The following is a 26,487-nucleotide window of genomic DNA, read 5'->3' as shown; positions in this document are numbered from 1 at the left end:
CGCCGGAGGCATAAATCTCTTACCGGTGCGCCAGCACCGGCCCGGCCCAACGGGAGGACGGAGCGCAGCGACGGAACGACGGGCGGGAGCGCGCTTTAGAGGCGGATGAAACACTTGCCAGGTTGGCGCAGGGCATCGGGAAGTTTTGCCATCACCTGGTCCAGCGGGACGATCGCCCCGGTTTCGGTCTGCCATTTCCCAGTCACGAACCGCTCCTGCACCGTGCCAATAGCGTTCGCGATCGCGTCCGGCGGCGTATCGCGGAACCATCTGGTTAGCCAGAACCCGTCAATCCGCTTGTCCATGAAAATCAGGTGGCCAAGTGTCTCCAACCGGGGCGTTTCGGATGACAGTTTTCCATAGGTCAGCCAGCGCGCCCGGTTGGGCATCATTCCGAAGATATCCGCGACTGCCTGATCGCCCACCGCGTCGATGAGCAATCTGGGTTTCACCGTCGAGATCAGGCGTGCGGCGTTTTTGCGCCACTCCCCTGCTGTCACGATACACTCGGACGCGCCCGCCGCGCGGGCGGCCTCAGCCTGTTCCTCGCGCCGGATCACCGCGATGGCAGGCAAGTCATTCTCCCGCGCCAGTTGCAGGATCATTCGCCCGACCTGTGACAGGGCCGCCGTCACGATAAGCGCATCTCCCGCCCGATGTTCGTCATAAAGCGCGAGGGCCGTCAGCGGGTTGACGATTTGCGCGGCCGCGTCGGTGTCTTTCAGGTCCGGTCGGCAGGGGATCAGCGTGGCAATCGGCGCAAGCGCATATTCCGCCCAAACGCCAAGGCCCGCCCCCGCGATGCTGACCCGTTGCCCAACGAGCGGCGTGTCACCAGCAACGACCGTGCCAACGCCCTCAAACCCCGCAGGGGCACCTTTCACCCGAGGCTCGCCATATTCCCCCTTGATGAAGTGCAGATCGGATGGGTTCACCGGGCTCATGATCATGCGGATCAGCGCAAATCCGTCTTTTACCTGCGGCACGGCGATTTCTGCCGCCTCCAGATACGGCTCCAGCCGGTCAATGGCGGGGCCTTCTGCGGTGCCGGAATAGCCATTCTCCGTCAGGATCAGCGCCTTCATCGTCTCGGGCAGGTCGGTCATCATGGCCTCCGGTCATGTCGTTGCGTCAGGGGGGCTTTCGCCGCATCCCCAATCGGGCCATTCTGAGCGCCAAGCTGCAAGAGAGACGCGGCGTCAACCCGTGGGAAGGGGAGGAAAAATGTCCTATTTCAACGATCTGTTCGGATTGGCGGGGAAAACCGCGCTGGTCACCGGGGGTGCAACGGGCATCGGGCGCATGGTGGCGGAGGCGCTGGTGCGCGCCGGGGCGCATGTGCTGATCGTCAGCCGCAAGGGTGATGCGTGCACAGCGGTTGCGGCGGAGCTTACAGCCCTCGGCCCCGGCACCGCCGAAGGGTTCGCCGGGGACGTGTCCGATGGTGATAGCGTCAAGGCGCTGTCGGATGCCGTCAAATCCCGCGCCGATGCCCTGCATATCCTCGTCAACAACGCAGGGATCAGTTGGGGGGAGCCGATGGAGAGCTTCCCGTTCGAGCAATGGGGCCGGGTGATGGACGTCAATGTCGGTGCGGTCTTTACCCTGACCCGCGATCTGATGCCGCTCCTTGAAGCCTCCGCCACGGATGATGATCCGGCGCGGATCATCAATGTCGGCTCGGTCATGGGAACCGTGCCTTTGGCCGCCGGGGCCTATAGCTATTCCGCGTCGAAAGCAGCCGTGCATCACCTTACCCGGATTTTCGCGGCGGAATTGGCGGATCGGCGGATCACGGCGAATGCGTTTGCCCCCGGCCCCTTCCCGTCCAAGATGACCCGTTTTGCCACCGGATCGGCGGATCGTGCCGCAAAAGTGGGGGAGAAGGTGCCGCTGGGCCGGATCGGACGGCCAGAGGATCTGGCGGCGGCGACACTCTATCTGTGCGGGCCGGGGGGGGGATATATCTCCGGTGCGATCCTGCCGATTGATGGAGGGATCAGCGCGATGTCACCGCCCAATTTCTTTGGTGGGCTGGAATGACCGGGCGGGTTGCCCTTGTCACCGGTGCCGCGCAAGGCTTTGGCGCGGATATCGCGCGCGCCCTTGCGGCAGAGGGCGCGCGGCTCCTCCTGACGGACCTGAGCGAGGGCGTGCATGACGTCGCCGCCGAACTGGGTGCGCTTTCGATGATCGCGGATGTGGAGCAGCGACAGGATCATCAGGACATGGTGGCGCGCGCCGTTGCGGACTACGGGCGGCTTGATCTTGCCGTCAACAATGCCGGGATCGTGCATCCGCCCATGCCGCTTGCCAAAGTGCCGGAGGACATGACCCGGCGCATCATTGAGGTGGACCTTCTGGGCATGGCATGGGCGCTGCAGGCGCAAATTCCGGTGATGCGGCGGCAGGGTGGCGGGGTGATCGTGAACATCGCCTCCGTCGCGGGGCTGGTCGGCGCACCGGGGCTGGGGATTTATGCGGCAGCGAAACACGGGGTGGTCGGGCTGACGCGCACGGCAGCAGCCGAATGCGCGCGGGACGGGATCAGGGTCAACGCGATCTGCCCGGCTTTCGCGCGCACCGCGATGGTCGATGACCTGCTCGCGCAAGATGCAGAGGCCGAGGCCGCACTGGTGCGTGGCGTGCCAATGCGCCGGGTCGCGGACCGGGCGGAGATCGTGCAAGCCGTCATCTGGGCCGCCGCCCCTGAAAACAGCTTCATGACCGGGCAGGCCATCGCGGTAGATGGCGGCATCACCGCGATCTGACTAGCCCGTGTTGAGCGCCGCCCACACCCGCGCGGGTGTGTAGGGCGGGTCGAGCCGTTCGATCCCAGCTTTGCGCAGCGCGTCCATCACCGCGTTGCTGACCGCGCCGAGGGCCGCGACCGATCCGGCCTCCCCACATCCTTTGATGCCAAGCGGGTTTGACGGGGTCGGCACAGCGTTCAGGGTCACGTCGATCATCGGCACATCATCGGCCCGGGGCATTGCGTAATCCATGAAGCTGCCGGACAGCGGCTGGCCGGTTTCAGCATCCAGCACGAAGGCTTCGGTCAGGATTTGCCCGATGCCTTGCACCACGCCACCCATCACCTGCCCTTCGACGAGCAAGGGGTTGATCACGTTACCGAAATCATCCGCAACGGTGTAGCGGGTGAGGGTGACCTTGCCCGTGTCGCGGTCCACTTCGACCTCCGCGATATGGGCGCCGTTGGGGGTGGTGGTGATGGTGCTGTTGACCGAGCCGCTGCCGGTCAGCACCCCTGCTTTCTCCCGCACCTGATCGAGCGTTACATGCCGGTCTGTCCCGGCGACGCTGATCCGGGCGGTGTCGGGATCATATGTCAGATCGGCGCGACCGACCTCCAGCATCTCCTCCGCTTCCCCAAGTGCCTGTTCGATCAGGTCGTCGGATGCGGCAAGCAAAACCCGGCTCGCCTGAATGGCGGAGCGGCTGCCGCCCGTGCCGCCCCCCGCGACGAGGGCCGCACTGTCCCCCGCCAGAAGCCGGATCCGATCCAGCGGCAAGCCCAGTTTTTCATGTACGATCTGCGCCCATGCGGTCGCGTGGCCCTGCCCGGTGGATTGGGTGCCGACCATGATCTCCACCTCACCGGTTTCGGTTAGGGACACGGTGGCATTCTCCACCGGGCCACCGCCGGTCCGCTCGAAATAATAGGCGACGCCAGTGCCGTGCAACGCACCGCGCGCGGCGGCATCCGCGGCACGATCGGGCGCGGCGGCCAGATCGGCCTTGTCCACTGCGATGGCGAGCGTGCCATGGGCATCAAGCGCGTCAAAGGTGATCCCGCCGACGGTTTTATAAGGTATCTGCTCTGGCCGGATCAGATTTTTCTGTCTGATTTCAACCTGATCGAGGCCGAGTTCAGCCGCGGCGGTGCTCATCAGCCGTTCCATCACATGCAGCACCTCCGGGCGACCCGCGCCGCGATAGGCATCGGTCGGGGTGGTATTGGTGGCGACGCCCCGCACCTCGTGAAACGCGTCCTGCACGTCATAAACACCACCAATGAGGTTGCCGGAGAAATTGGTATGCACGCCCATGCCATAGCCCGATGGATACGCGCCGACATTTGAAATGGACTGCCAGCGCATTCCCAACAGCCGCCCGTCGCGGGCGAAAGCGCCCTCTGCCGTGGTCCGCAAATCGCGGGCCTGCACGTCGGACAGGAAGCTCTCGGACCGATCCCCAACCCATTTGATCGGTTGGCCCAGCGTTTTGGCCGCGAGCGCGCACAGCCCGTATTCGGGATGGTTCATGAGTTTCATTCCGAAGCCACCACCGATATCGGGGGCATGAACCCGGATATCATCGGCCTCTACCCCCAAATCGCGGGCCAGCGCGTTGCGCGCCGCATGAACGCCCTGATTGCCGATCCATGCTTCCCATCCGGTGTCGCCATGGCGCACAAGGATCGCGCGCGGCTCCATCGAATTGACCACAAGCCGTTGATTAACCACATCAACGCGGGTGACATGATCCGCCTTGGCAAAGGCGGCTTCGGCGGCGGCCTGGTCCCCGACGGACCATGTGTAATAGCGGTTCTCCGGGACAGTTGGATGAAGGGCGCGCGCGGATTGCGCGGCCAAGGGATCGACGATGACGGGCAGGTCGTCGATCTCCAGCACGATGGCCTCTGCCGCGTCGCGCGCCGCCTCAACTGTGCTCGCCACGATCAACGCGACGGGCTGGCCGACAAAGCGCACGGTGTCGTCAGCCAGATGCGGCATCGGCGCATTGAGGAACGGGGTGCCGTCGGATTGCGTGAGGCCCAGCAGATCGCCAATCGGAGTAAGCCGCCCCGCGATGTCCTCATGGGTCCAGATCAGGGCTATGCCCGGCATGTCCCGCGCGTCACTCACATCACAGGACGTGATCCGGCCATGGGCCACCGGGCTGCGCAGAATATAGGCCCGAAGCACATCCTCCATCGCGATATCATCCAGGAACGCGGCGGCCCCTTTCAGATGCCGAATGTCCTCTCCGCGCGTGACGCTTTGCCCGATACCAAATTTCATGCGTAAACCTTTGCTTAGCCGAATCGGCTCGCCTTTAAGTGGAAGGAGCGCCGACCAATTCTCCCTTTTCCACTATTGCATAGCGCAGATGGTTCCATTTTCGCCACATTTCACGCCCCTCTTGCCCAGAAAATGTGTGTTAGCAATTGCCTTACCGGTTAATCTTGGCTTTAGTTAGCATCACGGGATACGGGGGTGTTCCGTTTTGCGAGGGCATATGCCGTTTTTGGGGGACTACCGCGAATGATGAAGTCTGATGACAGATTGATGGTGATCCTCACCTCCATCGTGCTTGTCATCGCGGTGGGTACGATGGTCCAGAAAAGCGATTATATCCTCGCGGCCTTCTCCTCCCCTGACGAATTCGACGCGATCGAAGATGCCTTTGCCGTGCGTGCGGGCCGCCCGCAGGTGCTTGACGTTCTGTCGAACGACATGAACGTGGTCGAGAACGACGCAAACAACATCCTGATCATCCAGCAGCCGTCTTGCGGCACGGTGCGCCGCGTGTCCGGCGGGTTGGAGTATATCAATTCCGAAAGCTGCGGCGGTCGGATGACGTTCACCTATTGTGTGGCGCAGGGCGATAGCTGCCCGAGTGCACAGGTGACGCTGACCGTGGCGCTGCCTGAGTCGCTGGAAAATCGCCCGCTGATCGCAGAAAGCAGCTTCCCCACCCTGCGCGCGCCGTCCCTTGCCGCGCCCAACAGCAATACTGGGCTTGCGCCTGAAGATGCGCTCGCCAGCGTGCGCGTGCGCCCGGGCTCCCCGAGCGGGATCGTGACGCCCGATATCAGCGCAAGCTCCGGCATCGGTCAGCAGACCAGCGCCGCTGTCAGCGTGGGCACGCTCAGCTCCGGCTTTGGCTCGGCACCCGGTGTGGATCAGTCGCCGACGGCCGCACCGCGGATTGCAAGCATGTCAGCGCGCCCGGTCGCACCCAGCCCCGCTGCGCCGCAGCTTGGCAATATCGGTCAGGATCTGCGTGACAGCATTGCGACCCCGGCTGCCCCTGCGAACACAACTCTGGCGCAGCCGCAACTCACGGCACGGATCGACACGCCGACCACGGCACCGCAGCCGCAAGCAGAACAGCCCAGCGGGGCGGTGAGCCGCTTGCGCTCGCTGACCTCTTTGTTCCGCGCGGCACCGACCAGCACGGACAGTGCCCCGACCCGCGTTGCCAACACGCAGCCATCGGCCCGGCCCAGCGGCGTGCAGACCAATGTTGGCCTCGGCAATGCCGAGATCGTGACGGAGCGGGCCGCGCAGGTCATTCTGCCGACCCGTCAGGCACCCGAGACGACCCGCGCGCAGGCGCCGGTTTTGGGTGGCGGTTCGACCAGCAGCGGCTTGTCCGGTCTGGCGCTGCCGTCCACACCGCGCATCGGCGCAGCACCGCAGCCGCAGCAGCCCGCTATTCAAGCGGATGAGCGTGTCGCTGCACTCGCCCCCAGCACTGCCCAGTCCCCGACCCCGGTTGCCCCAGTGGCCGATGTGGTGGCGACCTGCGATGTGAACCTCACGGTGTCCCTGAAGCTGGGTGAGATCATGGCCGCAACCGTCGTGTCCGAATGCCGGCCCAATGAGGTCGTCATGTTCGAACATGCGGGCCTGAAATTTGACTTGATGACAGACGACAACGGCACCGTTCAGGTCGATATCCCGGCACTGGACGAAGAAGCGACGCTGACCGCAACCTTTGCCGATGACGCGTCTGACTTGGAAACGATCACCGTGCGCGGTGTGGATCGGTCCGCTCGGGTCGGGATCGCATGGACTGGCGATATCAACTTTGACCTGCATGCGACCGAGTTCGGCGCGCGCGAAGGAACCGAAGGCCATGTCTGGGAAGGCGCGCCGCGCAGCTATCGCGATGCCCGCCGGAATGGCGGTGGGTTCCTGACCATGCTTGGCCTGCCGGGCATGCATCAGGCCGAGATTTACACGCTGCCAGTGACGCGCCGGACGAATGGCGGCACGGTAGATATGGCGGTGCGGATTGGCGAAGGCTCGGCTGTCTGTGACACGTCGGTGCAACTCTATACATCAAGCAACCAGCTTGCCCTTGAGGCAGAGCTTCGGGATATCGGCATCGCCATCAACGGATGTGCTGCTGATCTGACAGAGGTTCGGTACACCACGGCGGTGCCGGATATCTCCATCGCGTCGCGCTAGGTTGCGTACAAGTTAATACATTGGTTCAGCCGAACCGAAAAAGGTCAAAAAGACGGGAGGTCTGAATGGGTAAGGGTAATTGGGCGCGTGGGGCGCTGCGTTGGGCTGCGGGGGTAGGGGTTGCTCTTGCGATTGGCGCACAGGGGGCAATGGCGCAGCAGGTTACGCTGACTTCTTTCGACGGCTCCATCACGCTGCGTGGGGATTTGCTTGATTTCGATGGCGAAAGCTATCGCATCGGCACCGCGATCGGTGAGATTTCCATTGATGCGTTTCAGGTATCTTGTGACGGTGACGCCTGCCCGGCACCCGAACTTCTGACCTCCGAATTCGCGCTGGTTGGCTCTGCCACCTTGGGTGCGGAACTCATGCCCGCGCTGATCGAGGCATATGCCTTCGCGCTCGACGCCGATATTGGCGAGAGCACGATGAGCGCCGATGGTTCCACCCAATTGATGATCCAAGATCTTGAAGGGCGTGATCTGGCTGATGTGACGGTCGCTTCTCTTGGGTCTTCTGCTGGCTTCGCGGCGCTTCTGGAAGGCAGCGCGGATATCGCGATGTCCTCGCGCACGGTGCGCCAGCGCGAGCTTGACGTGTTCGAGAATTCTGGCCTCGGGACGCTGAACGCGCCGGGTCAGGAAAACATCATCGGCCTTGACGGTCTGATCGGGATCGTTTCGCGCTCTAACCCGGTGCGCGCAATTTCCATTCAGAACCTCGCTGGGCTGTTCAGCGGTCGGATCCAGAACTGGGCCGAAGTGGGCGGACCCGACGCACCCGTCAACGTTTATGTGCGCGACGCGTCCTCCGGCACACGTCAGGTGTTTGACCAGCTTGTGCTGGAGCCGTTCGGCCTGACTGTCACGCCTGCCGCGCAGGTCTATGAGAGCAACGCGGAAGTATCTGACGCGGTGGCATCCGATCCGTTCGGCATCGGCTTCACCGGCTTTGCCTATGAGCGGAACGCGCGCGCGATCGGTATTCAGGAAGTTTGCGGCATCATCACCCCGCCGACACCCTTCGCGATCAAAGCGGAAGAATACCCGCTGGCCCGTCGTCTATACCTTTACAACACGAACCGCGCGCTGCCGCCGCAGGCCGAAAGCTTCCTCGCATTCATCCAGTCCGATGAAGCGCAGGACGTGATCGCGGCAAACGGCTTTATCGATCAGGCGCTGTCCACTTCCCCGATGAACGATCAGGGTCTGCGGATGACGACGGCGATGCTGTCCGCTGAAGATGGGGCGCAACTGTTCGAACTGCGCCAGATGGCCGCCGAACTGGTGAACGCAGAGCGTCTGTCGACCACGTTCCGTTTCACGCCCGGCTCCTCCATCCTCGATGTGCGTGCGCAGCGAGATGCGGTGCGTCTGGCTGAATTCCTCGCGCGGGGCGGTTTCGAGAACAAGGAAATCCTTGTCCTTGGCTTCACCGACTCGATTGGTCGTCCTGACCTGAACCGCGCGCTGTCCTTCCGCCGTGCACAGCAGGTGCTGGACTCGGTCATCGCGGCGGCGCCCGCGGGTGCCTTGGATGACATCCAGTTCAACGTGCAGGGTTTTGGTGAAATCTCCCCGCTGGGATGTAACGAAACCTTCACCGGCCGTCAGATCAACCGCCGCGTTGAGGTCTGGGTACGGGAGCGCGTGTAACCCACACGCCACCCTCTGAACCACGCGCAGCGCCCCTCATCCGGGGCGCTGTTGCGTTTCTAGAGGATGCCATCGCTGCGAAAGCTGGTGTGCCGCCCCTTGCCGATGATCACATGATCATGGAGCGTGATATCAAGCGCCAGCAGCGCATCATGAATCCGGTGGGTCATCGTGATATCCGCGTCCGATGGCGTCGGATCGCCCGAAGGGTGGTTGTGCACAAGGATCACGGCGGAGGCATTGAGCATCAGCGCCCGGCGGGCCACCTCCCTTGGATAGACGGGAACATGGTCAACGGTGCCGGTTTGCTGCACCTCATCCGCGATCAGCACGTTTTTGCGATCCAGAAACAGGATGCGAAACTGCTCTTGCGCCTGATGGGCCATGGTGGTGGTGCAATAGGCAATCAGCGTGTCCCAGCTTGAGATGATTTCCCGGTTGAGCATCTGGGCCTGCGCCATGCGGTGTGCTGCGGCCTCCACGATCTTGAGTTCGCGCGCGGCTGCGGGGCCAAGGCCGGGCATGTCCAGCAATTGATCCATCGGCGCGGCGATCACATGGTTGAAGTTGCCAAAACGGGCGAGCAGCCCCTTGGCCAGCGCCTTCACATCCCGCCGGGGGATGGCGCGAAACAGCACCAGTTCAAGCAACTCGTAATCCGCCACCGCCTGCGCGCCCGCGCGGATCAGCCGGTCGCGCAATCGGTCGCGGTGATTGGTGTAATGCGGCACCTCCACGCGCATGTCGAACAGCCCCGGAAGAGGGGCCTCTTTCAACTCGGACGAAGGGCGATGCGCGGTCATGCAGTCAGCCTAGGGCCAGCTTCGTTAACGGCGGGTAAACCGCTAGTCGAAATTGGGCGCGTAAAGACCCGCGGGTGAGAGCGTGAAAATCTCCACCCCCTCCTCCGTCACCCCGACGGAATGCTCATATTGCGCGGAGAGAGAGCGATCCTTGGTCACCGCCGTCCAATCATCCGACAGCACCTTGGTATCGGCCTTGCCGAGGTTGATCATCGGCTCAATGGTGAAAAACATCCCCGGCTCCAGCACCGCACCAGTGCCCCAGCGCCCGTAATGCAGCACATTCGGGGCGGAATGGAACACACGGCCCAGCCCATGCCCGCAGAAATCGCGCACGATGGAGCAGCGATGCGCCTCCCCATATCGCTGAATCGCGGCACCGATATCGCCAAACGTATTGCCGGGCTTGACCTGTTCGATCCCTTTCATCAGCGCGTCATGGGTGATCTGGATCAGCCGCTCCGCCTTGCGCGACGCTTTGCCAGCGCAATACATCCGGCTTGTGTCGCCATACCAGCCATCCACGATCACGGTGACGTCGATATTGAGGATATCGCCCGTCTTGAGCACCTTCGCCCCCGGAATGCCATGACACACCACATGATTGACTGAAATGCACGACGCGTGCTGATAGCCTTTATAGCCGACAGTGGCGGAGGTTGCGCCCGCTGCGTTGATCTGGCTGACGATGAAATCATCCAGTTCCGCCGTCGACACACCCGGCACCACCAGCGGCCCGATCTTGTCCAGAATGTCCGCGGCCACCCGTCCTGCCGCGTGCATCCCGGCGAAATCCTCGGGGGCATAGAGCGTGATCCCGTCGCGGGTGCGCGGGCGAGCATCGGCGTCTGTTTTGGTCACCGTCAGGGTCATATCGTCCTCAACGCAATCAATGGGTCGGCACAGTATACGCATTTCCATCCCGAAGGACAGGAACCGGATCAGACCGAAGCGTGATCCCGTCAGGGCTGATGTCGGTGCCAAGGCACAGCATGTCAACCCCGGCCTCCCACGCCGCACACCACGCGGCGTAATACGCGGGGTCAATATCGGCGGCGATGGCGAAATGGTCCGGCCCGGTCATCTGCACGACATAAAGCATCGTCGCCCGAAACCCCTGTTCGCGCATCGCGATCAGGTCATGCAGGTGTTTCGTGCCCCGCGCGGTGACGCAATCGGGAAATTCCGCCAACTGCCCGCGCCGCCGCAGATGCACATTCTTCACCTCAACGTAATGATCGGGCGCGCCGTTGGTGGACAAAAGGAAATCAACGCGGCTGTTGGCACCATAGCGCACTTCGGCCCGCATCGCGTCATGGGGCAGACCCGAAATCCGCTGCCCGACGAGCGCCTCCTTCACGATCCGGTTGGGGATATTGGTGTCGATCCCCGCAAATCCGCCCTCGGGCAGTTCGACCAGCCGCCATGTGTATTTCAGCTTTCGTTTCGGGTTCGGCACATGCTCCACCCAAATGCGGCTGCCCGGCGTGGCAAGCCCGGTCATCGCGCCCGGATTGGGGCAATGGGCGGTCACTTCCTCACCCGATGGCAGGATGACATCCGCCAGAAAGCGTTTATATCGGCGCAGGAGAGTGGCCTGTATCAACGGAGGATCAAAAATCATGCCTTCTGTTATCTCAGGCCAAGGTCAAACGACAAGGACAGCCTGATGCCCGATACCCCACGCCCTACCGCCGCCATGATCGTGATCGGGGATGAGATCCTCTCTGGCCGGACTCAGGATATCAACGTGCAGGTCTTGGCCGCGGCCCTGACGGAGCGGGGGATTGCCCTGTCGGAGGTCCGCATGATCCCCGATGATGCAGCGGTGATCGTGGCCACGGTCAATGACCTGCGCGCGCGGTATGACACGGTGTTCACCTCCGGCGGGATCGGGCCGACCCATGACGATATCACCGCCGATTGTGTGGCCGCAGCCTTTGGCGTGGGCATTGACGTGCGTGAGGACGCGCGCGCGATCCTTGCCACCAACTATGCCGATCCGGAGCGGGAGTTAAACGCCGACAGGCTGCGCATGGCGCGCATTCCCGATGGTGCGACGCTGATTGCCAATCCGATTTCCAAAGCGCCGGGCTTCACGCTTGGCAACGTGCATGTGATGGCGGGTGTTCCGAAAATCTTTGCCGTGATGCTGGATGGCGTGTTGCCCACGCTGACGGGCGCGCCACCGCTTTTGTCTCTGTCGGTGCGGATTGATCGACCCGAGGGGGAGCTTGCCGGGCCGTTGCGCGGGCTTGCCGAACGGTATCCCGATGTCAGCTTCGGCTCCTATCCCTATGACCGGAATGGGCGGCTTGGCTGTATGATCGTCGCGCGCTCTGCCGATCAGGCGCGGCTTGACGAAATCGCGCCGCAGATCACAGCGCTTTCCGCTTAGTTGCGGCTTGGGCCGGGGAAACTTCCCTGCTAAACACGCGATGCTGCGGGCGTGATGGAATGGTAGACATACCAGACTTAAAATCTGTTGGGGCGTAGCCCCGTGTGGGTTCGAGTCCCACCGCCCGCACCACTTGCCCTGCCTATGGCGCAGCCGTCAGCCCGCCCGCCGTGATCTGCGTGCCGATCAGCCAATCGCGAAAATCCGTGACCTCGGACCGGTTCAGGGCCTGATTGCCGATGATCATGAAATAGGCCTCCCGAATGGGAAGCTGATAGGCAAACGGGCTGACCAGCAATCCCTGCTCCAGATAGGCGCGGGCGAAACTTTCATGGATGATCGCCGCCGCCCCACCGCCCAACAACATCTGTAGAGCGAGGATCGACGAATCCGCTTTCGACACATGCGCGGGTACATCAAGATCAAGCCGGTGAAGCGCCGACATGCGCTGCCATTCGACCTCCGATCCCATCACAAGCACCAACCGATCCGCCGCCATGGCCGCGATATCGGGAGGGGAGCCGAACCGGGCGGCATGCTCTGCCGTGCACACGACGATCCCGGTTTCCTGTGACAACTGGGTCATGTTGGGATCGGGCCAATCGCCAGTGCCATAGCGAATATCGATATCAATGCTGGGATCATCCAAGCGATCCGACCAAACCGCCGTGGTGAAGCGCAATTCGATATCCGGGTGCAGCGCCGAGAAATCCGCGATATGTGGCGCCAGCACCAATTCCCCATAGGTCACGGAGGTGCGGATATGCAGGTGCCGTTTCCTGCGGCGGGAAAACAGCCCCGATGTGGCGTCCCGCATATCGGTGAAGGCCTTGCGGATCGGCAGGGCATAGGCCTGCCCCATATCCGTCAGCGTCACCCCATGCGGCAGCCGTTTGAACAATTCCACCCCCAGATGCCGCTCCAACAGGCGGATATGCTGGCTCACCGCAGCGGGGGTGAGGTTCAACTCCTCCGCCGCCCCGGAAAAGCTGCTGTGCCGTGCGGCGGCCTCAAAGGCGCGCAGCCATGTGACATGGGGGAGTTTGGACATCGGCGGCTCCTTTCGCGACACCTCACTATGGCCGCGAATGGCCTGCTATGAAAATAGCCCCTGTTTGCCCGCACCATTAAAATTTACCGCCCCTCAGCGCCCATTTCGGTTGTTTGTCCGGCCCGCACGCAACGGGCAGACAGGTATGGCAACAGGGTGGCAAGGCAGGACCAGAGTGGCGGAGTATGACTATATCATCATCGGTGCCGGATCGGCGGGCTGTGTTCTGGCCGAGCGGCTGAGCCGCGATCCGCGCCACCGGGTTCTGGTGCTGGAGGCCGGCGGCTCTGACGCGCGGTTCTGGATCAAGGTGCCGCTTGGATATGCCTTTACGCACCGCGACCCGCGCCTGACCGTGGCCTGCGAGACGGAGCCTGATCCCGGCCTTGCCCATCGGCGTCATATCTGGCCCCGGGGGCGGGTCGTCGGGGGGTGCAGTTCGATCAACGCGATGGCCTATATGCGCGGGCGAGCGCAGGATTTCGCGGACTGGGAAGCAGCCGGGGCGACGGGCTGGGGTGCGGATGTGGTCAGCCGGGTCTATGCCGATCTTGAGGCGTCAGAGGACAACCCGCGCGCTGCCGCCATTCGGGTCAGCGATCTGAGCGCGCAGATGCATCCGTTCTCCGCCCAATTCCTGCGCGCGGCGGAGGAGGCAGGCTGGCCGCTGGCCGATGACATCAACACCTGCGCCGAAGGATTGGGCCGCTATCGCAGCACGGTGTGGAAGGGGCGGCGCTGGTCCGCCGCCGATGCGTTTCTGCGCCCGGCCTTGCGGCGCGGCAGCGTTCGGCTTGAAACCCGCGCGCATGTGCAGCGGATCACACTGGTCGAAGGGCAGGCGCGGGGGGTGAGCTATCTTCGGCAGGGCCACCTGTGCCACGCCACCGCGCGGGCCGAAGTGATCCTGTCCGCCGGGGCGCTGCATTCACCGCAAATCCTGCACCTCTCCGGGATTGGTCCCGGTGACATCTTGCAGCGCCATGGCGTCGCGGTGCATCACGCGCTTTCGCAGGTCGGGCAGGGGCTTCAGGATCACCTCGCGATAACGTACCGCTTTGCCGCCCATCCAGAGACGCTCAACACCACGCTTGGCGTGCCGTTGTGGCGGATGACAAGCGGGGTGCGGTATCTGTTGTCCCGCAGCGGGCCATTGGCAGTGCCAGTCAATCAGGTGGGCGGGTATATCGCCTCTGAACGCGGGCGCGATGCGGATATGCAGATCTATTGCAATCCGATGGTCTATGACGCCGATGAGAACGGGCCGAAAGTCACGCGGGCGCCGGGCTATATCGTGTCCGCTCAACCCTGCCGTCCGGCCAGTCGCGGGCATGTGCGGATTGCCTCCCCCGATCCGCAGGCGCAGCCGGTCATCGTGCCCAATTCGCTGAGTGCCGCGTCCGACGAGGCGGATGCGATCCGCGCGGGGCGGATGCTCCAGCATCTGGCGCGCAGCCGCACCCTGATGCAGGCGCGGCGTGCCGCGATTGGGCCTGACCTGTTATCGCTCGATGATGCGGGGTTGCTTGAGGATTTCCGTGCCCGTGCCTCCACCGTGTTCCACCCAAGCTGCACCTGCCGCATGGGCCGCGATCCGGCGCAGTCCGTGCTTGATTCACGGCTCAGGGTGCATGGGGTCGGGCGATTGCGGGTTGTGGATGCCTCCGCCTTTCCCAACATAACATCCGGCAACACCAATGCGCCCACGATGATGCTGGCCGCACGGGCCGCCGACCTGATCCTGGAGGACAACCGATGATCACGCTTGACCAGTTCTATATCAACGGCGCGTGGACCACGCCGCGCAGCACCACGACCATGCCCATTCTCAACCCGGCGACCGAAGCGCAGATCGGGACGCTCACGCTGGGCAATCGGGCGGATGTGGATGACGCGGTGGCCGCCGCGCAGCGCGCGTTCGAGACATGGGGTCTGACCCCGAAATCGGAGCGCCGCGCGCTGCTGGCCCGCCTGCTCACGATCAGCGCGGCGCGGGAGGAGGAGATGGCGCAGGCCATCACGGCAGAAATGGGCGCGCCGATCACCCTGTCGCGCGAACAGCAGGCCGCGTCGGGCACCGGGCATTTGCGCGCCTTTCTCGCGGCATTCGACGCGATGGAGGAAGAAAAGGTGCTGCCGAACGGCGATATTCTGACCTATGAGCCAATCGGCGTGTGCGGGCTGATCACGCCTTGGAACTGGCCCGTCAACCAGATCTCGCTCAAGGTCATTCCCGCGCTGGCGGCGGGCAACACATGCGTTTTGAAACCGTCAGAGCATACGCCGCTCTCCGCGCGGCTTTATGCTGAGATGATCCATGAGGCGGGGTTCCCGCCGGGTGTGTTCAACCTTGTCTATGGCGATGGGCCGGAGGTCGGCGCGGCGCTGTCCCGGCACCCGGATATCGCGATGATGTCCTTCACCGGATCGACGCGGGCAGGCGCGCTGGTGACCAAGGACGCGGCGGACAGCGTGAAGCGCGTGGCGCTGGAACTGGGCGGCAAATCGCCCAACATCATCTTTGCTGATGCTGATCTTGAGGCGCGGGTGCCGGAGGGCGTGTTTGGCTGCTTCTCCAACACCGGCCAATCGTGCAACGCGCCGACCCGGATGCTCGTGGAGCGGAGCGTCTATGACCGCGCGGTTGACCTCGCGGCAGAGGCCGCCCGCGCGCAGGCCGTGGGTGATCCGCAAAAGGAAGGCTCCCATATCGGGCCGCTCTTTGACCAAATCCAGTATGACCGCGTGCAGACCCTGATCCAGACCGGCATTGACGAGGGCGCGCGGCTGGTTGTTGGCGGCACGGGGCGGCCAGACGGGATCAATCAGGGCTGGTTCGTCAAACCGACCCTGTTCGCGGATGTGACCAACGACATGACCATCGCCCGGCAGGAAGTGTTCGGCCCGGTTCTGGTGATGATCCCCTTTGAGACAGAGGAAGACGCAATCGCGATTGCCAATGACACGCCCTATGGGCTGGATGCCTATGTCTCCACGCGGGATGAGGCGCGGGCGCTGCGCGTGGTGCGGCGGCTCCGGGCGGGTGGTATCCATATCAATGGGCGCGGGACTGATTATGGCTCACCCTTTGGCGGATTCAAGCAATCGGGCAACGGGCGCGAAGGCGGCGCGCATGGTCTGATGGAATTCTATGAGGTCAAGGTCCGCCCGCCCTTCAGCATCTGAGGGCGGGCGCGCCGTTCAGGCGGTTTCCAGCGCGGGGGCGGCGATCCCGTCGAACCCGCGTTTGGCCAACACGCGATAGGTGCTGCGCAGCGCGCCGCGATCCATGTAACAGCCGCGCAGATGGCGGCGGCCGCTTTCGGCGATATAGCCTTCGCGGCCATGCACGATCCGGTGATTGTCGAACACCACGCAATTCCCCGCCTGTGACCGGAACCGCATCACGAACCGATCCTCCTGCATCATGCGAATGAATTTGATGAACGCAGGGTAGTAGCTGTCGAGGAGGTGCTGCGGCAGGTCCATCGTATCAAGGAGGTGCTGTGAGATCGTCACCCCTGTCACGCGCCCCTGTTGGTCCAACTCGATCACACGCTGATGCGCCCGATAGTCCAGCCTGTCATGGCGATAGAAAAAGGGGATGGAATGGGTGGCCAGCAGGTCAAACGCCTCCGGGTCTTCGGCGCGCAGTGCCTCTGCCACGGCGGCCCCGTCCAGAAACAGGGACAGGCCCCCCTCGACGGTGTTCTCCAGACAATGCAGGAATTGCAGGCCGGGGGCTGCTTCCTCCCCCGGCAGATCTGTGTGCATCTCCAGCGCACCGGCGGTGAAGGCGAGGTTGGTCGGCGCGATCTCCACCCGCACTTCAAAGAAGAACCCTTCGGCGGAAGGGGTGATATGCCCCATCGTTTCGACAAGTGCTGTGAGGCTCGGCTTGCCCGGCTCCATATCGGTCACGATCGCGATCCCATCGGTGATCATCGCCCGGCAAAACTGCGCGCGCGCAACCTCATCATGCAGCATGTCATGCTGGCTGACGCGGGTGATCCGCGGCTCGAAATCGGCCATCCAGATTGTCCGGGGCAGGTGCGCTGGATCATGCGGGCGCCCATGGGCCGCGACATGGCGCAAAAGGTCAAGCGGCACGGTCCCCACCGCCGCCTCATCGCGCCACGCGATGCGCAGACTGTCGCCCTCGATCCAAGCCCGGGTGACATGCGGCAGATCGGGCAAGGAAGACGCATCGAAAATCCGCTCACGGGTTTGCCGATCAATGCAAGACGTGCAGGCATCGCGCAGCCAGCACGCGTTGAAATAGGCCTCCTGCCCATCAAGGGTCAGGGTCAGCCCATTTGACCCGAGGGAAATGTCACTGTCCATGCCGCACCTTTTCTAGTTGGCGTAATCGGGATCGTCGCGGTCCAGAACGCGGCGAATTTCAGCAAGATGCGCCTCCGCCTGACCGGGGTAATCGTCAAGCTCGGCTGCAGTTTTTTCGGCAATCTCGTCAGACAAGACGCGCAAGGGCAGCCCGGTTTGGAGCGCGCGGATATAGGTTTCTGCCGCGCGCTCGAAATAATAGAGCCGGTTGAACGTGTCCGCGACGGAGTGCCCGATCACCAACACGCCATGATTGCCCATGATCATGACCTTCTTTGTCGGATCGGACAGCAGCCCGGCGCAGCGTATCCCTTCCTCCTCGAAGGCAAGCCCGCCGAACTGGTCGTCGATCACATAGCGGTTGAAGAATGTGGCGGTGTTCTGGTCAATCGGCGGCAAGGTGCTGTCCGCAAGCGAAGCCAATACCGTGGCAAAGATCGAATGCGTGTGCATCACGCAGCGGGCATGGGGGCAGAGCCGATGGATCGACCCATGCAGACCCCATGCGGTCGGATCGGGCGCGTCGGGTTGGTCAAGCGCGTTGGGGTCATTCGCATCAAGCAGCAAAAGCTCTGAGGCGCGGATCAGGCTGAAATGCACCTGATTGGGGTTCATCAGGAAATGCGTGCCGTCCCCATTCACCGCAAGGCTGAAATGATTGGCAACCGCCTCATGCAGGCCAAGCCGCGCCGCCCAGCGAAAGCTCGCCGCGAGGTCCTGCCGCTCCGTCCAATGGGCGATATTGGCATGTGTGTTCATCCGTCTTACTCCGCAGCGACCGGGGGAATGCGACCGGGCGGGACGACCTCATAGCCCGGTTCCTCCGGTTCATCATCGGTCATCTGGGCCGGAAAACCGGGCGCCGTGATCGACAGGCCCGTCGCATGCTCCAGCCGTTTGATGATGTTGGGAGACAATTCGCGGGCCCCGTATTTCGCGATCCCATCGTCAAAGATCGCGCCCAAAAGCGGGCTGATCTCCAGCGGGATGTCATGGGTTTCCGCGATTTTCTGGAACAGCCCGATATCCTTTTTCACAAGGTCCATGGTGAAGGAAATATCGCGCGACCCATTCAGGATCACCTGCCCTTCGGTTTCATGGACAAAGGATGTGCCGGAGGAAATCTTGATCGCCTCATAGGTCGTGGCAAGGTCCATCCCCGCCGCCTTCATCGTGACCATCGCTTCGCAGACCGACAACAGGTTCGCGGTGGCAAGGTAGTTGGTCATCACCTTCAGCACGGACGCGGTGCCGATCTCCCCGGTGTGCAGCACCCGCCGGCCCAGCGTGGTCAGCAATGGCAACACCCGCTCGAACGTGTCCCGGTCACAGCCTGCAAAGATCGCGATATTGCCCGTCGCCGCCCGGTGGCACCCGCCGGAGACAGGGCATTCCACCACCGCGCCGCCCGCGGCCTGCACCTGTGCCGCAAGGGATTTCATCACGCCGTCATCGGTGGTGGACATTTCCATCCATGTTTTGCCCGGCGTAACCTCTGGCAGCATCTCCGTCACGGTCGCGGCACAAATCGCGGGGGAGGGCAGACAGGTGATCACCACATCCGCGTCGCGCATCAGCGCTGCGGCATCTCGGGCCTCCCTCGCCCCAAGGGCCACGAATTCCGCCACTTTCCCGGTATCAAGATCGAACACGGTCAGATCATGGCCATTGCGCAAAAGGCTGCCCGCAAGTTTGGACCCGACATTCCCGAGCCCGACAAATCCAACTTTCATGGGCCACTCCTTCGCCTGCCTTGGCAAAAAGGTGCAAAAGAGTGCCGCAAAAGTGAAACGACCGATGCAGGGGCAGAGGGGTGGTTTTTGTTGTAGCTGCCCGCGTCTGCCTTATCCTGTGTTGAGGCAAAGCGCGGGCTGGGTCACTCCCACCACCGGTCGATGGCGGCAATATCCTCATCCGACCAGCCGAAATGATGCGCCAATTCGTGCACGAACACATGGGTCACCAGAGCGGTCAGCGTCACGTCGCCCCGCCCGCACCATTCATCCAGTATCGCACGGCGAAACAACCAGATCGTGTCGGGCTGCATCACCACATCCGCCACCGATTTTTGCGTGACCGGGATACCGTCATAAAGGCCGGTGAGGGCGAATGCGTCCTCCTCCCCCATTTCGCGCAGCACATCGTCATCCGCGAAATCGGCCACTTGCAGCAGCACCGATTGCGCGCCAGCGCGCCACGGATCGGGCAGGGCCGCCCGCGCGGCCTCGGCGATATCAGCGATATCGCCCAAGGATGGCGCCTCCATATCCCAGTTTTGCATTCCCGCGTCCCTTTCGGCCATTCACGCAAGCGCTTGTCCCTTGCCCCCTTCAAGCGTAGAAGCACGCGCGAAGAGATCAACAGGACAGTGCCATGACCGTCACACGATTTGCCCCCTCGCCCACCGGTTTTCTGCATGTGGGGAACCTGCGTGCCGCGCTGTTCAACTGGCTGATCGCGCGCAAATCGGGTGGCACGTTTATCCTGCGGCTTGACGATACCGACCCGGAGCGGTCAACCCAGGAATATGCGGATATGATCCGCCGCGATCTGGAATGGCTGGGCCTGACCTGGGACAAGGAGATCACGCAATCCTCCCGCCTTGACCGCTATGATGCCGCCGCAGAGACGCTGCGGGGCACGGGGCAGCTCTATGAGGCGTTCGAAACCCCGACGGAGCTGGACCTCAAGCGCAAAAAGTTGCTGAACATGGGCCGCCCGCCCGTTTATGACCGCTCTGCCCTTGATCTGACCGATGAGCAGAAAGAGGCCCTGCGCGCTGAGCGTGGCAATGGCGTCTGGCGGTTCAAGCTGGAGCAGGAACGGATCACATGGGAGGACATGATCCTCGGGCCGCAAAGCATCGACAGCGCGAGCGTGTCTGATCCGGTGCTGATCCGCGCGGATGGGCAGTACCTTTATACGCTCGCCTCCGTCGTGGATGACGCGGAAATGGGCATCACCGATATCGTGCGCGGTATGGATCATGTGACCAATACCGCGACGCAAATTCAGATGTTCCGCGCGCTGGGCGCGGGGGTGCCTGCATTCGCCCACCATTCGCTGCTGACTGGCCCGCAGGGGGAGGCATTATCCAAACGGCTCGGTACGCTGGCGCTCAAGGATATGCGCGCGGCAGGGATTGAGCCGATGGCGATCCTGTCGCTGATGGCGCGGCTTGGCTCTGCCGATCCGGTGGAATTGCGCGGCACTCATCAGGAGCTGATCGACGGGTTCGAAATTGGCCGGTTCGGGGCTGCCCCGACCAAACTCGACCCCGACGACCTGCGCCCGATGACCGCGCGTTATCTGCATGGATTGCCCTTTGACGCGGTGTCAGAGCGGCTCGCGGCGCTTGGGATCACGGGCGATGATGCGCCGGAGTTCTGGGATATGGCGCGCGAAAACATCGAGGTTCTTGCCGATGTCGCCCCCTTGCACGATCTGTGCGTCAATGGCGCAGAGCCTCTGATCCACCCCGAAGATGCGGAATTCGTGGCGGCAGCCCTACCGCTTTTGCCGCCGCGGCCATGGGATGACACCACTTGGACGACATGGGCCAACGCTGTGAAAGAGGCAACCGGACGGAAAGGTAAACAACTTTTTCCTCCATTAAGACGGGCACTTACGGGTGCGGACCGCGGCCCCGACATGACGAAACTCATGCCGTTGATGCGCAAAACCCCTGCCGCTTAGGCACTTGGTAACGAATCGGCGCGTAAACCTCCCTCGTCATTCTGCACGAGGGTTGAGACATGAAAAATTTGAGCGTTGCTAAGCGCATTTGGTGCGGCTTCGGAGTTTTGCTGGTGGGACTTGTCATCACCAGCCTGATCGCGGTGAACGGGCTTCAGACCGTCAAAGGGCTGATGCGCGACACCAATACGACAAAAGTTCAACTCAACACACTGAACGAGATTCAGGAGGATTTCCTAGAGGCCCGCCTCGACCTTCTGCGGTTCTTGGGTGATCGCAACTGGGCGATCGACGATGAAACCATCGGAAATCTGCATGAAATCCTGGATTTTCAGGATCAGAATTTCGCGATCTTTGAAGAGAATGCGGAGGTCTATCCGCTGGTGGTCGATATCTACGATCTGGTCACGCAATATGACGCGAATGTGCATGATATCCTTGATGTGAGGGATGAGTTTCAGAACTCCATGCAATCCATGCTGATCAGCATCACCGACCTTCAGGCGCGCCTCAGCCAAGTTGAAAACCGTGCGTCTGAAAACAGCAGCTTCATGATTGCTGGTGCGCTTGATATGGCGAAGCAGAACCTTGAGCTGCTGACGCAGCAATTCGGGAAATTCAACCTCGCTCCAATCGACGAAAATGCGGAGCGGATGACGGGCACGATTTCGCTCCTGTCGCTGTCGGTTGATCGGTTTGAGAATGGCGCGCCGCCAAGCTGGGCGGAGAATTTGAGCACGATGCGTGCACATCTGGCCAATATCAGCGCGCAGTTGCCGGTTGCCCAGCAGGCGGAAGCCGTCATGGTTGGCATCCTCCAGCAGAATACCGATGACCTTGGCCCGCGCACGATGGAGATGCTCGATATCACTTGGGACGCGCTCAGCGCTCAGACGCTTGCCCAGACAACGCGCGTTGATCAGACCATCAAGTCCTCGGAAATTTTCAGCCTTGGGACGATGGGAGCGGTGTTTGTCACCGGGATCATCATCTCCCTGCTGCTCGCACGCAGTGTGATTGGCCCGCTGACCGCATTGCGCAACGCGCTGGAGGCCATTGCGAACAACTCTTCTGATGTGGATATCCCGAGCGATCGCAAGGATGAATTTGGTGCCATCGCCCGCTCGGTCGAGGTGATTCAGGAACGCGCGGTCGAGGCTCTCCAGATACGAAACGCCGTCGATAATTCTTCGGCCAAGATCATCATTGCAGGTCCGGACGACACCATTGTCTACACGACGGACATGCTGCAAAAGATGTTCCACGATTATGAGGAGGACCTGCGCAGCGCATTGCCGAACCTCTCCGTCAGCAATCTGGTCGGCACGCCCATCGGGATGTTCGATCCAGAGAAGATGGGCGTCGACAGCGCACATACCCGCGCGCTTCAATTCGGCAGCCGCCGCTATCTGGTCAATGTCAGCCCGGTTGTGGATGACGCGAATAATCGGCTTGGGACCGTCATGGAATGGCAGGACCGGACCGACGAGTTGCGCATCCAGTCGGAGGTGGATGAAGTGCTCCGCCACGCGCTGAACGGTGAGTTTGATCGCCGCATCGACGCCCGGACCGACAACAAGACGCTTTCCGACCTTGCCGGCAACGTAAACGGGCTGGTCGCCGCCTTCGACGAGGGCATGCGCGCGACCACGGCCTCAATCTCCGCGCTGGCGGCTGGTGACTTCTCTGGCCGGATGGAAGGATCCTATCGCGGCGCCTTTGCCACGCTGCAGGCGGATATCAATTCCACCTTCAGCAAACTTGGGGAGTTGGTCAGCGATATCCAGATCACGGCGCATGAGATCAACTCGAACACCGGGCAGATCGCCACGGATTCCAAATCACTGTCCCGCCGGACGGAATCGCAAGCAGCCTCGCTTGAGGAAACGGCCGCCACGATGGAAGAGATGACCTCGACCATTAAGAACAACGCCCAGAACGCCGAAGCCGCGACCAAACTTGCAACCGAGGCGGCGGATCAGGCCAATGTCGGTGGCCGGGTCGTTGAAAACGCGGTCTCTGCCATGTCCCGGATCGAAGACAGCTCTGAAAAGATGTCTCAGATCATCTCCGTCATCGATTCGATTGCCTTCCAGACTAACCTTCTGGCCCTGAACGCAGCGGTCGAGGCCGCCCGCGCCGGGGATGCGGGCAAAGGCTTCGCCGTTGTGGCATCGGAGGTGCGGACCCTCGCCCAGCGTTCCAGCGAAGCGGCGAAGGATATCAAGGAGTTGATCTCTTTCAGCACGACCCATGTGTCCGAAGGCGTCGATCTCGTCAGTGAGGCCGGAAAGTCGTTGGAAAAGATCATCAGCGCCATTCAGGAGGTGAACAACGCCATCACCGACATCACCGCAATGAGCAAAGAACAGGCGACTGGCGTGGATGAAATCTCCTCCGCGCTAAGCGAGATGGACAGCATGACCCAGCAGAACGCGGCCATGTCCGAACAGTCCGCCGAGCGGTCAACGCAACTCGCACTGAAGGCGGAAACGCTGATCGACCTTGTGCGCGTGTTCAAGACATCGAAACAGGTGTCGCTGGCTCAATCAAACGATGGCGCGGATCGGTTCCGGGACGACAAACCCGCGACCCCGGCCAGAAAACCGAGCCCCGCGCCGGTCGTCGTTGGCAACACCGCTGTCGATCACGATGATTGGAAGGAATTCTGACATCCACGACGAGAAAAGAGGCGGCATCCTAAGGAGGGGTGCCGCCGCACGCTTTGATGCTTCAGGGCAGGTGACGACTTCGACAACGCTCAGCGCGCCCGGATCGCACATCGAGCACATTCAAAGCTCCGCAAGCGACCTTATCTGCTGGCCTTCGGGCGTAAAATTCTCAGGATTGAGCCACGCTTCAAACCGGGCCTTCTGTCCAGGCCATTCGTGATCGAGAATGGAGTACCACGCAGTGTCCCGATTTCGCCCTTTCACGATGGTGGCCTGCCTGAAAATTCCCTCAAACGTGAATCCCAGCCGCTTCGCCGCGCGCATCGACGGCGCGTTCAACGCGTTGCATTTCCATTCATAACGTCGATAGCCGCGCTCGAATGCATGGCGCATCATCAGATACATGGCCTCGGTCGCAGCGCGGGTCCGCTGCAACGCGGGGCTCATCGCGATGAAGCCCACCTCGATCACGCCATCAGATGGGGAAATCCGCAGATAGCTGGCAAATCCAAGTGGCACGCCGCCCGCACCCATGATCGTATGAAACAGCGGGTCGGTACTTGTCACGGCGGTTTCCGCCCAAGCGGCCAGATCGCCCTCGGTCGCGAATGGGCCGTTCGGCATGTAATCCCACATCGTGCCATCATCGGCATCGAATGCCGCGAAAAGTGCGGGCACATGCCCCATCTCCAGCGGCGCGATGCGGCAATACTGCCTCGTTGCGGTCAGGGCCATATCGGCTGAGGCCGGTGACCACCCTTCGACAATCGGGCCAATGGGGCGATCGGTCATGCGCCGCTGCCCGGGCGATCCCGCCAGCGATTTACCATCGGGTAGCGGCGATCGAGCCAGAACGCGCCCGGGGTCAGCCGTGCGCCCGGCGCGCTTTGATACCGTTTCCATTCATTGATGAACACGAGGTGCTGTATGCGCTCGACAGTCTGGGCATCATGGCCCGCCGCGATCACATCATCGACGGATTCGGCCCGGTCCACCAACCGCTCCAGAATATCGTCGAGCACGTCGTAGGGCGGCAGGCTGTCTTCGTCCTTTTGATCGGGGCGCAACTCGGCGCTGGGCGGTTTGTCGATCACGCGGGGTGGGATGACCTCCCCCGCTGGGGCTTTCATCCACGGGCGGTGATTGGCATTCCGCCAGCGGCAGGTTTCAAACACCCGCGTCTTGTAGAGATCCTTGATCGGATTGTAGCCACCCGCCATATCGCCATAAATCGTGGCATACCCCACCGCGACCTCCGATTTATTGCCGGTGGTCAGCAGCATCGCGCCGAATTTGTTGGACACGGCCATCAAGAGCAACCCGCGCAGGCGGCTTTGAATATTCTCCTCCGTCACATCGGGCGTCGTGCCGACCATCAACGGCGCGAGCGCCTCGGTCACGGCGGCGCGGGGGCCGCTGATCGGAATGGTGTCGAGCCGCGCGCCGAGCGCCTTTGCCACCCCGGCTGCGTCCTCCAGCGAATGGGCGGAGGTGTATTCCGAGGGCAGCATCACGCAATGCACATTCTCCGGCCCGAACGCATCCGCCGCGATGGTTGCCACGAGCGCCGAATCAATCCCGCCCGACAGGCCGAGCACGACCTGTCCAAACCCGGATTTGGCGAGGTAATCCCGCAGCCCCACAACCATTGCGTGATAGTCCTGCTCCCACGCGTCAGGAATGCTTTCCCGCTCTGTGGGAAGGCAGCGCCAGCCATCCGCGCCCTGCTCGAACGTGACATGGCGGATGGCCTCTTCAAACACGGGCAATTCAGCGGCCACCTCGCCGTGCAGGTTCAACACGAAAGAGCCACCGTCAAAGATTTGATCGTCCTGCCCGCCCACCATGTTGAGATAGACGACGGGCAAGCCAGATTCGACCGACCGTGCGATCATGTGGTTCATCCGCACATCGCGTTTGTCCCGGTGATAGGGGGAGCCGTTGGGCACGAGCAGAATCTCAGCCCCGCTTTCCTCTAGCGTTTCGGTCGGCCCCTCATGCCACGCGTCCTCACAAATCTGGAGCCCGAGCCGCACACCGGCGATGCTCACCGGGCCTTGCGGGTCCGCCGCCGCATAGATGCGTTTTTCGTCGAAAACATCGTCGTTGGGCAGGATTTGCTTGCGAATAACGCTGCTTATTTGCCCACCGGACAGAATGTAGTAGGCGTTGAACAACTCCGCCCCATGCAGGGCGGGCGCTCCGATGCCGAGCGCGGGGCCATCCGCGCACTCCTGCGCGAGCCGCTCCACCCAGCGCTGCGCCTCCGCGACAAAGGCACGGCGACGGCCCAGATCCTGCGTCTGGTAGCCGGTCAAAAACATCTCTGGCAGCATCACAAGATCGGTGCCCGCCGCGGCCCCCGCGGCATGGGCCTGTTTGGCGAGCGCCGCGTTGCCCGCAAAATCCCCGACCGTTGCGTTCAACTGCGCCAGTGTCAGGCGGAATGTCGCTGTCATGTGCCGACCTTTCGGACTGGAAGAGCGCTGAAATGGCGATACATTTCACCGGGCCGGATTACAAGTGAGGCGTCCTGATCGGACAAGGCAATGATTGCGCACAAGCGTGTTGCCCCCCGTTGGTTTCGCTTCTAGTATCCATCGGGACATTTGGGGAATTTTTGGTTTTCAGAGGGAGGTCGATCC

At 62.4% G+C, this 26,487-nt stretch carries 21 protein-coding genes and 1 tRNA gene; 10 read left to right on the top strand and 12 right to left on the bottom strand.

All coding sequences use genetic code 11. The annotated features are described in order from the left end of the window. Positions 1-95 precede the first annotated feature (95 nt). On the bottom strand, positions 96-1,106 hold the full coding sequence (locus FHS89_RS13880) for a zinc-binding dehydrogenase (RefSeq protein ID WP_184012684.1): 1,011 nt from the start codon (positions 1,104-1,106) through the stop codon (positions 96-98). Between the two features lie 118 nt (positions 1,107-1,224). Here FHS89_RS13880 and FHS89_RS13875 point away from each other — a divergent pair, with 118 nt between their 5' ends. Next, complete coding sequence (locus tag FHS89_RS13875; RefSeq protein WP_184012682.1) at positions 1,225-2,043, top strand: SDR family NAD(P)-dependent oxidoreductase; 819 nt, start codon at positions 1,225-1,227, stop codon at positions 2,041-2,043. Continuing rightward, positions 2,040-2,771, top strand: coding sequence for an SDR family NAD(P)-dependent oxidoreductase (locus tag FHS89_RS13870; RefSeq protein WP_184012680.1), 732 nt, complete (start codon positions 2,040-2,042; stop codon positions 2,769-2,771). The genes FHS89_RS13875 and FHS89_RS13870 overlap by 4 nt, the downstream gene beginning before the upstream one ends. Here the strand turns inward: FHS89_RS13870 and FHS89_RS13865 are convergent, their stop codons facing one another. After that, a complete protein-coding gene (locus tag FHS89_RS13865) occupies positions 2,772-5,045 on the bottom strand; it encodes a xanthine dehydrogenase family protein molybdopterin-binding subunit (protein WP_184012678.1) in 2,274 nt (757 codons plus the stop codon). Between the two features lie 243 nt (positions 5,046-5,288). On the opposite strand from FHS89_RS13865, the gene FHS89_RS13860 reads away from it, so the two are divergent. Further along, positions 5,289-7,223 (top strand): hypothetical protein, encoded by a 1,935-nt coding sequence (locus FHS89_RS13860; protein WP_184012676.1) that lies wholly within the window; start codon positions 5,289-5,291, stop codon positions 7,221-7,223. Between the two features lie 65 nt (positions 7,224-7,288). Continuing rightward, positions 7,289-8,878 carry a substrate-binding domain-containing protein gene (locus FHS89_RS13855; protein WP_184012674.1) on the top strand — a complete coding sequence of 530 codons (1,590 nt, stop codon included), beginning with the start codon at positions 7,289-7,291 and terminating at the stop codon, positions 8,876-8,878. A gap of 59 nt (positions 8,879-8,937) precedes the next feature. Here the strand turns inward: FHS89_RS13855 and radC are convergent, their stop codons facing one another. From radC to sfsA, 3 genes are read right to left on the bottom strand one after another with little or no spacing between them, the layout of a single operon-like run. Beyond that, positions 8,938-9,681, bottom strand: a complete 744-nt coding sequence (radC, locus tag FHS89_RS13850) for a RadC family protein (RefSeq protein WP_184012672.1) — start codon at positions 9,679-9,681, stop codon at positions 8,938-8,940. Positions 9,682-9,723: 42 nt separating this feature from the next. Further along, on the bottom strand, positions 9,724-10,542 hold the full coding sequence (gene map / locus FHS89_RS13845; protein WP_343051488.1) for a type I methionyl aminopeptidase: 819 nt from the start codon (positions 10,540-10,542) through the stop codon (positions 9,724-9,726). A 28-nt stretch (positions 10,543-10,570) separates the two neighbouring features. Beyond that, the gene (gene sfsA / locus FHS89_RS13840; protein WP_184012668.1) at positions 10,571-11,305 is read right to left on the bottom strand and encodes a DNA/RNA nuclease SfsA; all 735 of its coding nucleotides are present in this window, start codon (positions 11,303-11,305) and stop codon (positions 10,571-10,573) included. Positions 11,306-11,350: 45 nt separating this feature from the next. Between sfsA and FHS89_RS13835 the strand changes: the two genes are divergently transcribed. Together FHS89_RS13835 and FHS89_RS13830 are read left to right on the top strand one after the other, a co-directional pair. Continuing rightward, positions 11,351-12,079, top strand: a complete 729-nt coding sequence (locus FHS89_RS13835; RefSeq protein ID WP_184012666.1) for a competence/damage-inducible protein A — start codon at positions 11,351-11,353, stop codon at positions 12,077-12,079. Between the two features lie 45 nt (positions 12,080-12,124). Next, positions 12,125-12,211 (top strand) — tRNA-Leu (locus FHS89_RS13830). 10 nt (positions 12,212-12,221) lie between these two features. On the opposite strand, the gene FHS89_RS13825 is transcribed toward FHS89_RS13830, so the two are convergent. Then, on the bottom strand, positions 12,222-13,130 hold the full coding sequence (locus tag FHS89_RS13825) for a LysR family transcriptional regulator (protein WP_184012664.1): 909 nt from the start codon (positions 13,128-13,130) through the stop codon (positions 12,222-12,224). A gap of 175 nt (positions 13,131-13,305) precedes the next feature. Here FHS89_RS13825 and FHS89_RS13820 point away from each other — a divergent pair, with 175 nt between their 5' ends. After that, complete coding sequence (locus tag FHS89_RS13820; protein ID WP_343051487.1) at positions 13,306-14,889, top strand: GMC family oxidoreductase; 1,584 nt, start codon at positions 13,306-13,308, stop codon at positions 14,887-14,889. Beyond that, positions 14,886-16,316, top strand: coding sequence for an aldehyde dehydrogenase family protein (locus FHS89_RS13815; RefSeq protein ID WP_184012660.1), 1,431 nt, complete (start codon positions 14,886-14,888; stop codon positions 16,314-16,316). Before FHS89_RS13820 ends, FHS89_RS13815 begins: the two co-directional genes overlap by 4 nt. 15 nt (positions 16,317-16,331) lie before the next feature. Here FHS89_RS13815 and FHS89_RS13810 read toward each other — a convergent pair whose 3' ends face one another. The 4 genes from FHS89_RS13810 to FHS89_RS13795 all read right to left on the bottom strand — a co-directional run bounded on the left by FHS89_RS13810 (position 16,332) and on the right by FHS89_RS13795 (position 19,755). Next, on the bottom strand, positions 16,332-17,474 hold the full coding sequence (locus FHS89_RS13810; RefSeq protein ID WP_184012658.1) for a TauD/TfdA family dioxygenase: 1,143 nt from the start codon (positions 17,472-17,474) through the stop codon (positions 16,332-16,334). 12 nt (positions 17,475-17,486) lie between these two features. Continuing rightward, positions 17,487-18,233 (bottom strand): class II aldolase and adducin N-terminal domain-containing protein, encoded by a 747-nt coding sequence (locus FHS89_RS13805; protein ID WP_184012656.1) that lies wholly within the window; start codon positions 18,231-18,233, stop codon positions 17,487-17,489. A gap of 5 nt (positions 18,234-18,238) precedes the next feature. Continuing rightward, positions 18,239-19,207, bottom strand: coding sequence for an NAD(P)-dependent oxidoreductase (locus FHS89_RS13800; RefSeq protein WP_184012654.1), 969 nt, complete (start codon positions 19,205-19,207; stop codon positions 18,239-18,241). A gap of 143 nt (positions 19,208-19,350) precedes the next feature. Then, positions 19,351-19,755 (bottom strand): metallopeptidase family protein, encoded by a 405-nt coding sequence (locus tag FHS89_RS13795; protein ID WP_184012652.1) that lies wholly within the window; start codon positions 19,753-19,755, stop codon positions 19,351-19,353. A gap of 92 nt (positions 19,756-19,847) precedes the next feature. On the opposite strand from FHS89_RS13795, the gene gltX reads away from it, so the two are divergent. Both gltX and FHS89_RS13785 read left to right on the top strand, forming a co-directional pair. Beyond that, the gene (gene gltX, locus FHS89_RS13790) at positions 19,848-21,170 is read left to right on the top strand and encodes a glutamate--tRNA ligase (RefSeq protein WP_184012650.1); all 1,323 of its coding nucleotides are present in this window, start codon (positions 19,848-19,850) and stop codon (positions 21,168-21,170) included. A gap of 59 nt (positions 21,171-21,229) precedes the next feature. Next, on the top strand, positions 21,230-23,842 hold the full coding sequence (locus FHS89_RS13785; protein ID WP_221229446.1) for a methyl-accepting chemotaxis protein: 2,613 nt from the start codon (positions 21,230-21,232) through the stop codon (positions 23,840-23,842). A gap of 120 nt (positions 23,843-23,962) precedes the next feature. Here the strand turns inward: FHS89_RS13785 and FHS89_RS13780 are convergent, their stop codons facing one another. Both FHS89_RS13780 and FHS89_RS13775 read right to left on the bottom strand, forming a co-directional pair. After that, positions 23,963-24,634 carry a GNAT family N-acetyltransferase gene (locus tag FHS89_RS13780; protein WP_184012646.1) on the bottom strand — a complete coding sequence of 224 codons (672 nt, stop codon included), beginning with the start codon at positions 24,632-24,634 and terminating at the stop codon, positions 23,963-23,965. Beyond that, positions 24,631-26,301 (bottom strand): NAD+ synthase, encoded by a 1,671-nt coding sequence (locus FHS89_RS13775; RefSeq protein ID WP_184012644.1) that lies wholly within the window; start codon positions 26,299-26,301, stop codon positions 24,631-24,633. Before FHS89_RS13775 ends, FHS89_RS13780 begins: the two co-directional genes overlap by 4 nt. Between the last annotated feature and the right edge of the window lie 186 nt (positions 26,302-26,487).

This window comes from Rubricella aquisinus, assembly GCF_014199445.1.
GTDB lineage: Bacteria > Pseudomonadota > Alphaproteobacteria > Rhodobacterales > Rhodobacteraceae > Rubricella > Rubricella aquisinus.
This window is presented reverse-complemented; position numbering and strand designations above follow the sequence as displayed.

Excerpts from the sequence above, each read along its gene's own strand:
- FHS89_RS13880 (WP_184012684.1), bottom strand. The coding sequence starts at position 1,106 with ATGACCGACCTGCCCGAGACGATGAAGGCGCTGATCCTGACGGAGAAT.
- FHS89_RS13875 (WP_184012682.1), top strand. The coding sequence starts at position 1,225 with ATGTCCTATTTCAACGATCTGTTCGGATTGGCGGGGAAAACCGCGCTG.
- FHS89_RS13870 (WP_184012680.1), top strand. The coding sequence starts at position 2,040 with ATGACCGGGCGGGTTGCCCTTGTCACCGGTGCCGCGCAAGGCTTTGGC.
- FHS89_RS13865 (WP_184012678.1), bottom strand. The coding sequence starts at position 5,045 with ATGAAATTTGGTATCGGGCAAAGCGTCACGCGCGGAGAGGACATTCGG.
- FHS89_RS13860 (WP_184012676.1), top strand. The coding sequence starts at position 5,289 with ATGATGAAGTCTGATGACAGATTGATGGTGATCCTCACCTCCATCGTG.
- FHS89_RS13855 (WP_184012674.1), top strand. The coding sequence starts at position 7,289 with ATGGGTAAGGGTAATTGGGCGCGTGGGGCGCTGCGTTGGGCTGCGGGG.
- radC (WP_184012672.1), bottom strand. The coding sequence starts at position 9,681 with ATGACCGCGCATCGCCCTTCGTCCGAGTTGAAAGAGGCCCCTCTTCCG.
- sfsA (WP_184012668.1), bottom strand. The coding sequence starts at position 11,305 with ATGATTTTTGATCCTCCGTTGATACAGGCCACTCTCCTGCGCCGATAT.
- FHS89_RS13835 (WP_184012666.1), top strand. The coding sequence starts at position 11,351 with ATGCCCGATACCCCACGCCCTACCGCCGCCATGATCGTGATCGGGGAT.
- FHS89_RS13825 (WP_184012664.1), bottom strand. The coding sequence starts at position 13,130 with ATGTCCAAACTCCCCCATGTCACATGGCTGCGCGCCTTTGAGGCCGCC.
- FHS89_RS13815 (WP_184012660.1), top strand. The coding sequence starts at position 14,886 with ATGATCACGCTTGACCAGTTCTATATCAACGGCGCGTGGACCACGCCG.
- FHS89_RS13810 (WP_184012658.1), bottom strand. The coding sequence starts at position 17,474 with ATGGACAGTGACATTTCCCTCGGGTCAAATGGGCTGACCCTGACCCTT.
- FHS89_RS13805 (WP_184012656.1), bottom strand. The coding sequence starts at position 18,233 with ATGAACACACATGCCAATATCGCCCATTGGACGGAGCGGCAGGACCTC.
- FHS89_RS13800 (WP_184012654.1), bottom strand. The coding sequence starts at position 19,207 with ATGAAAGTTGGATTTGTCGGGCTCGGGAATGTCGGGTCCAAACTTGCG.
- FHS89_RS13795 (WP_184012652.1), bottom strand. The coding sequence starts at position 19,755 with ATGCAAAACTGGGATATGGAGGCGCCATCCTTGGGCGATATCGCTGAT.
- gltX (WP_184012650.1), top strand. The coding sequence starts at position 19,848 with ATGACCGTCACACGATTTGCCCCCTCGCCCACCGGTTTTCTGCATGTG.
- FHS89_RS13785 (WP_221229446.1), top strand. The coding sequence starts at position 21,230 with ATGAAAAATTTGAGCGTTGCTAAGCGCATTTGGTGCGGCTTCGGAGTT.
- FHS89_RS13780 (WP_184012646.1), bottom strand. The coding sequence starts at position 24,634 with ATGACCGATCGCCCCATTGGCCCGATTGTCGAAGGGTGGTCACCGGCC.
- FHS89_RS13775 (WP_184012644.1), bottom strand. The coding sequence starts at position 26,301 with ATGACAGCGACATTCCGCCTGACACTGGCGCAGTTGAACGCAACGGTC.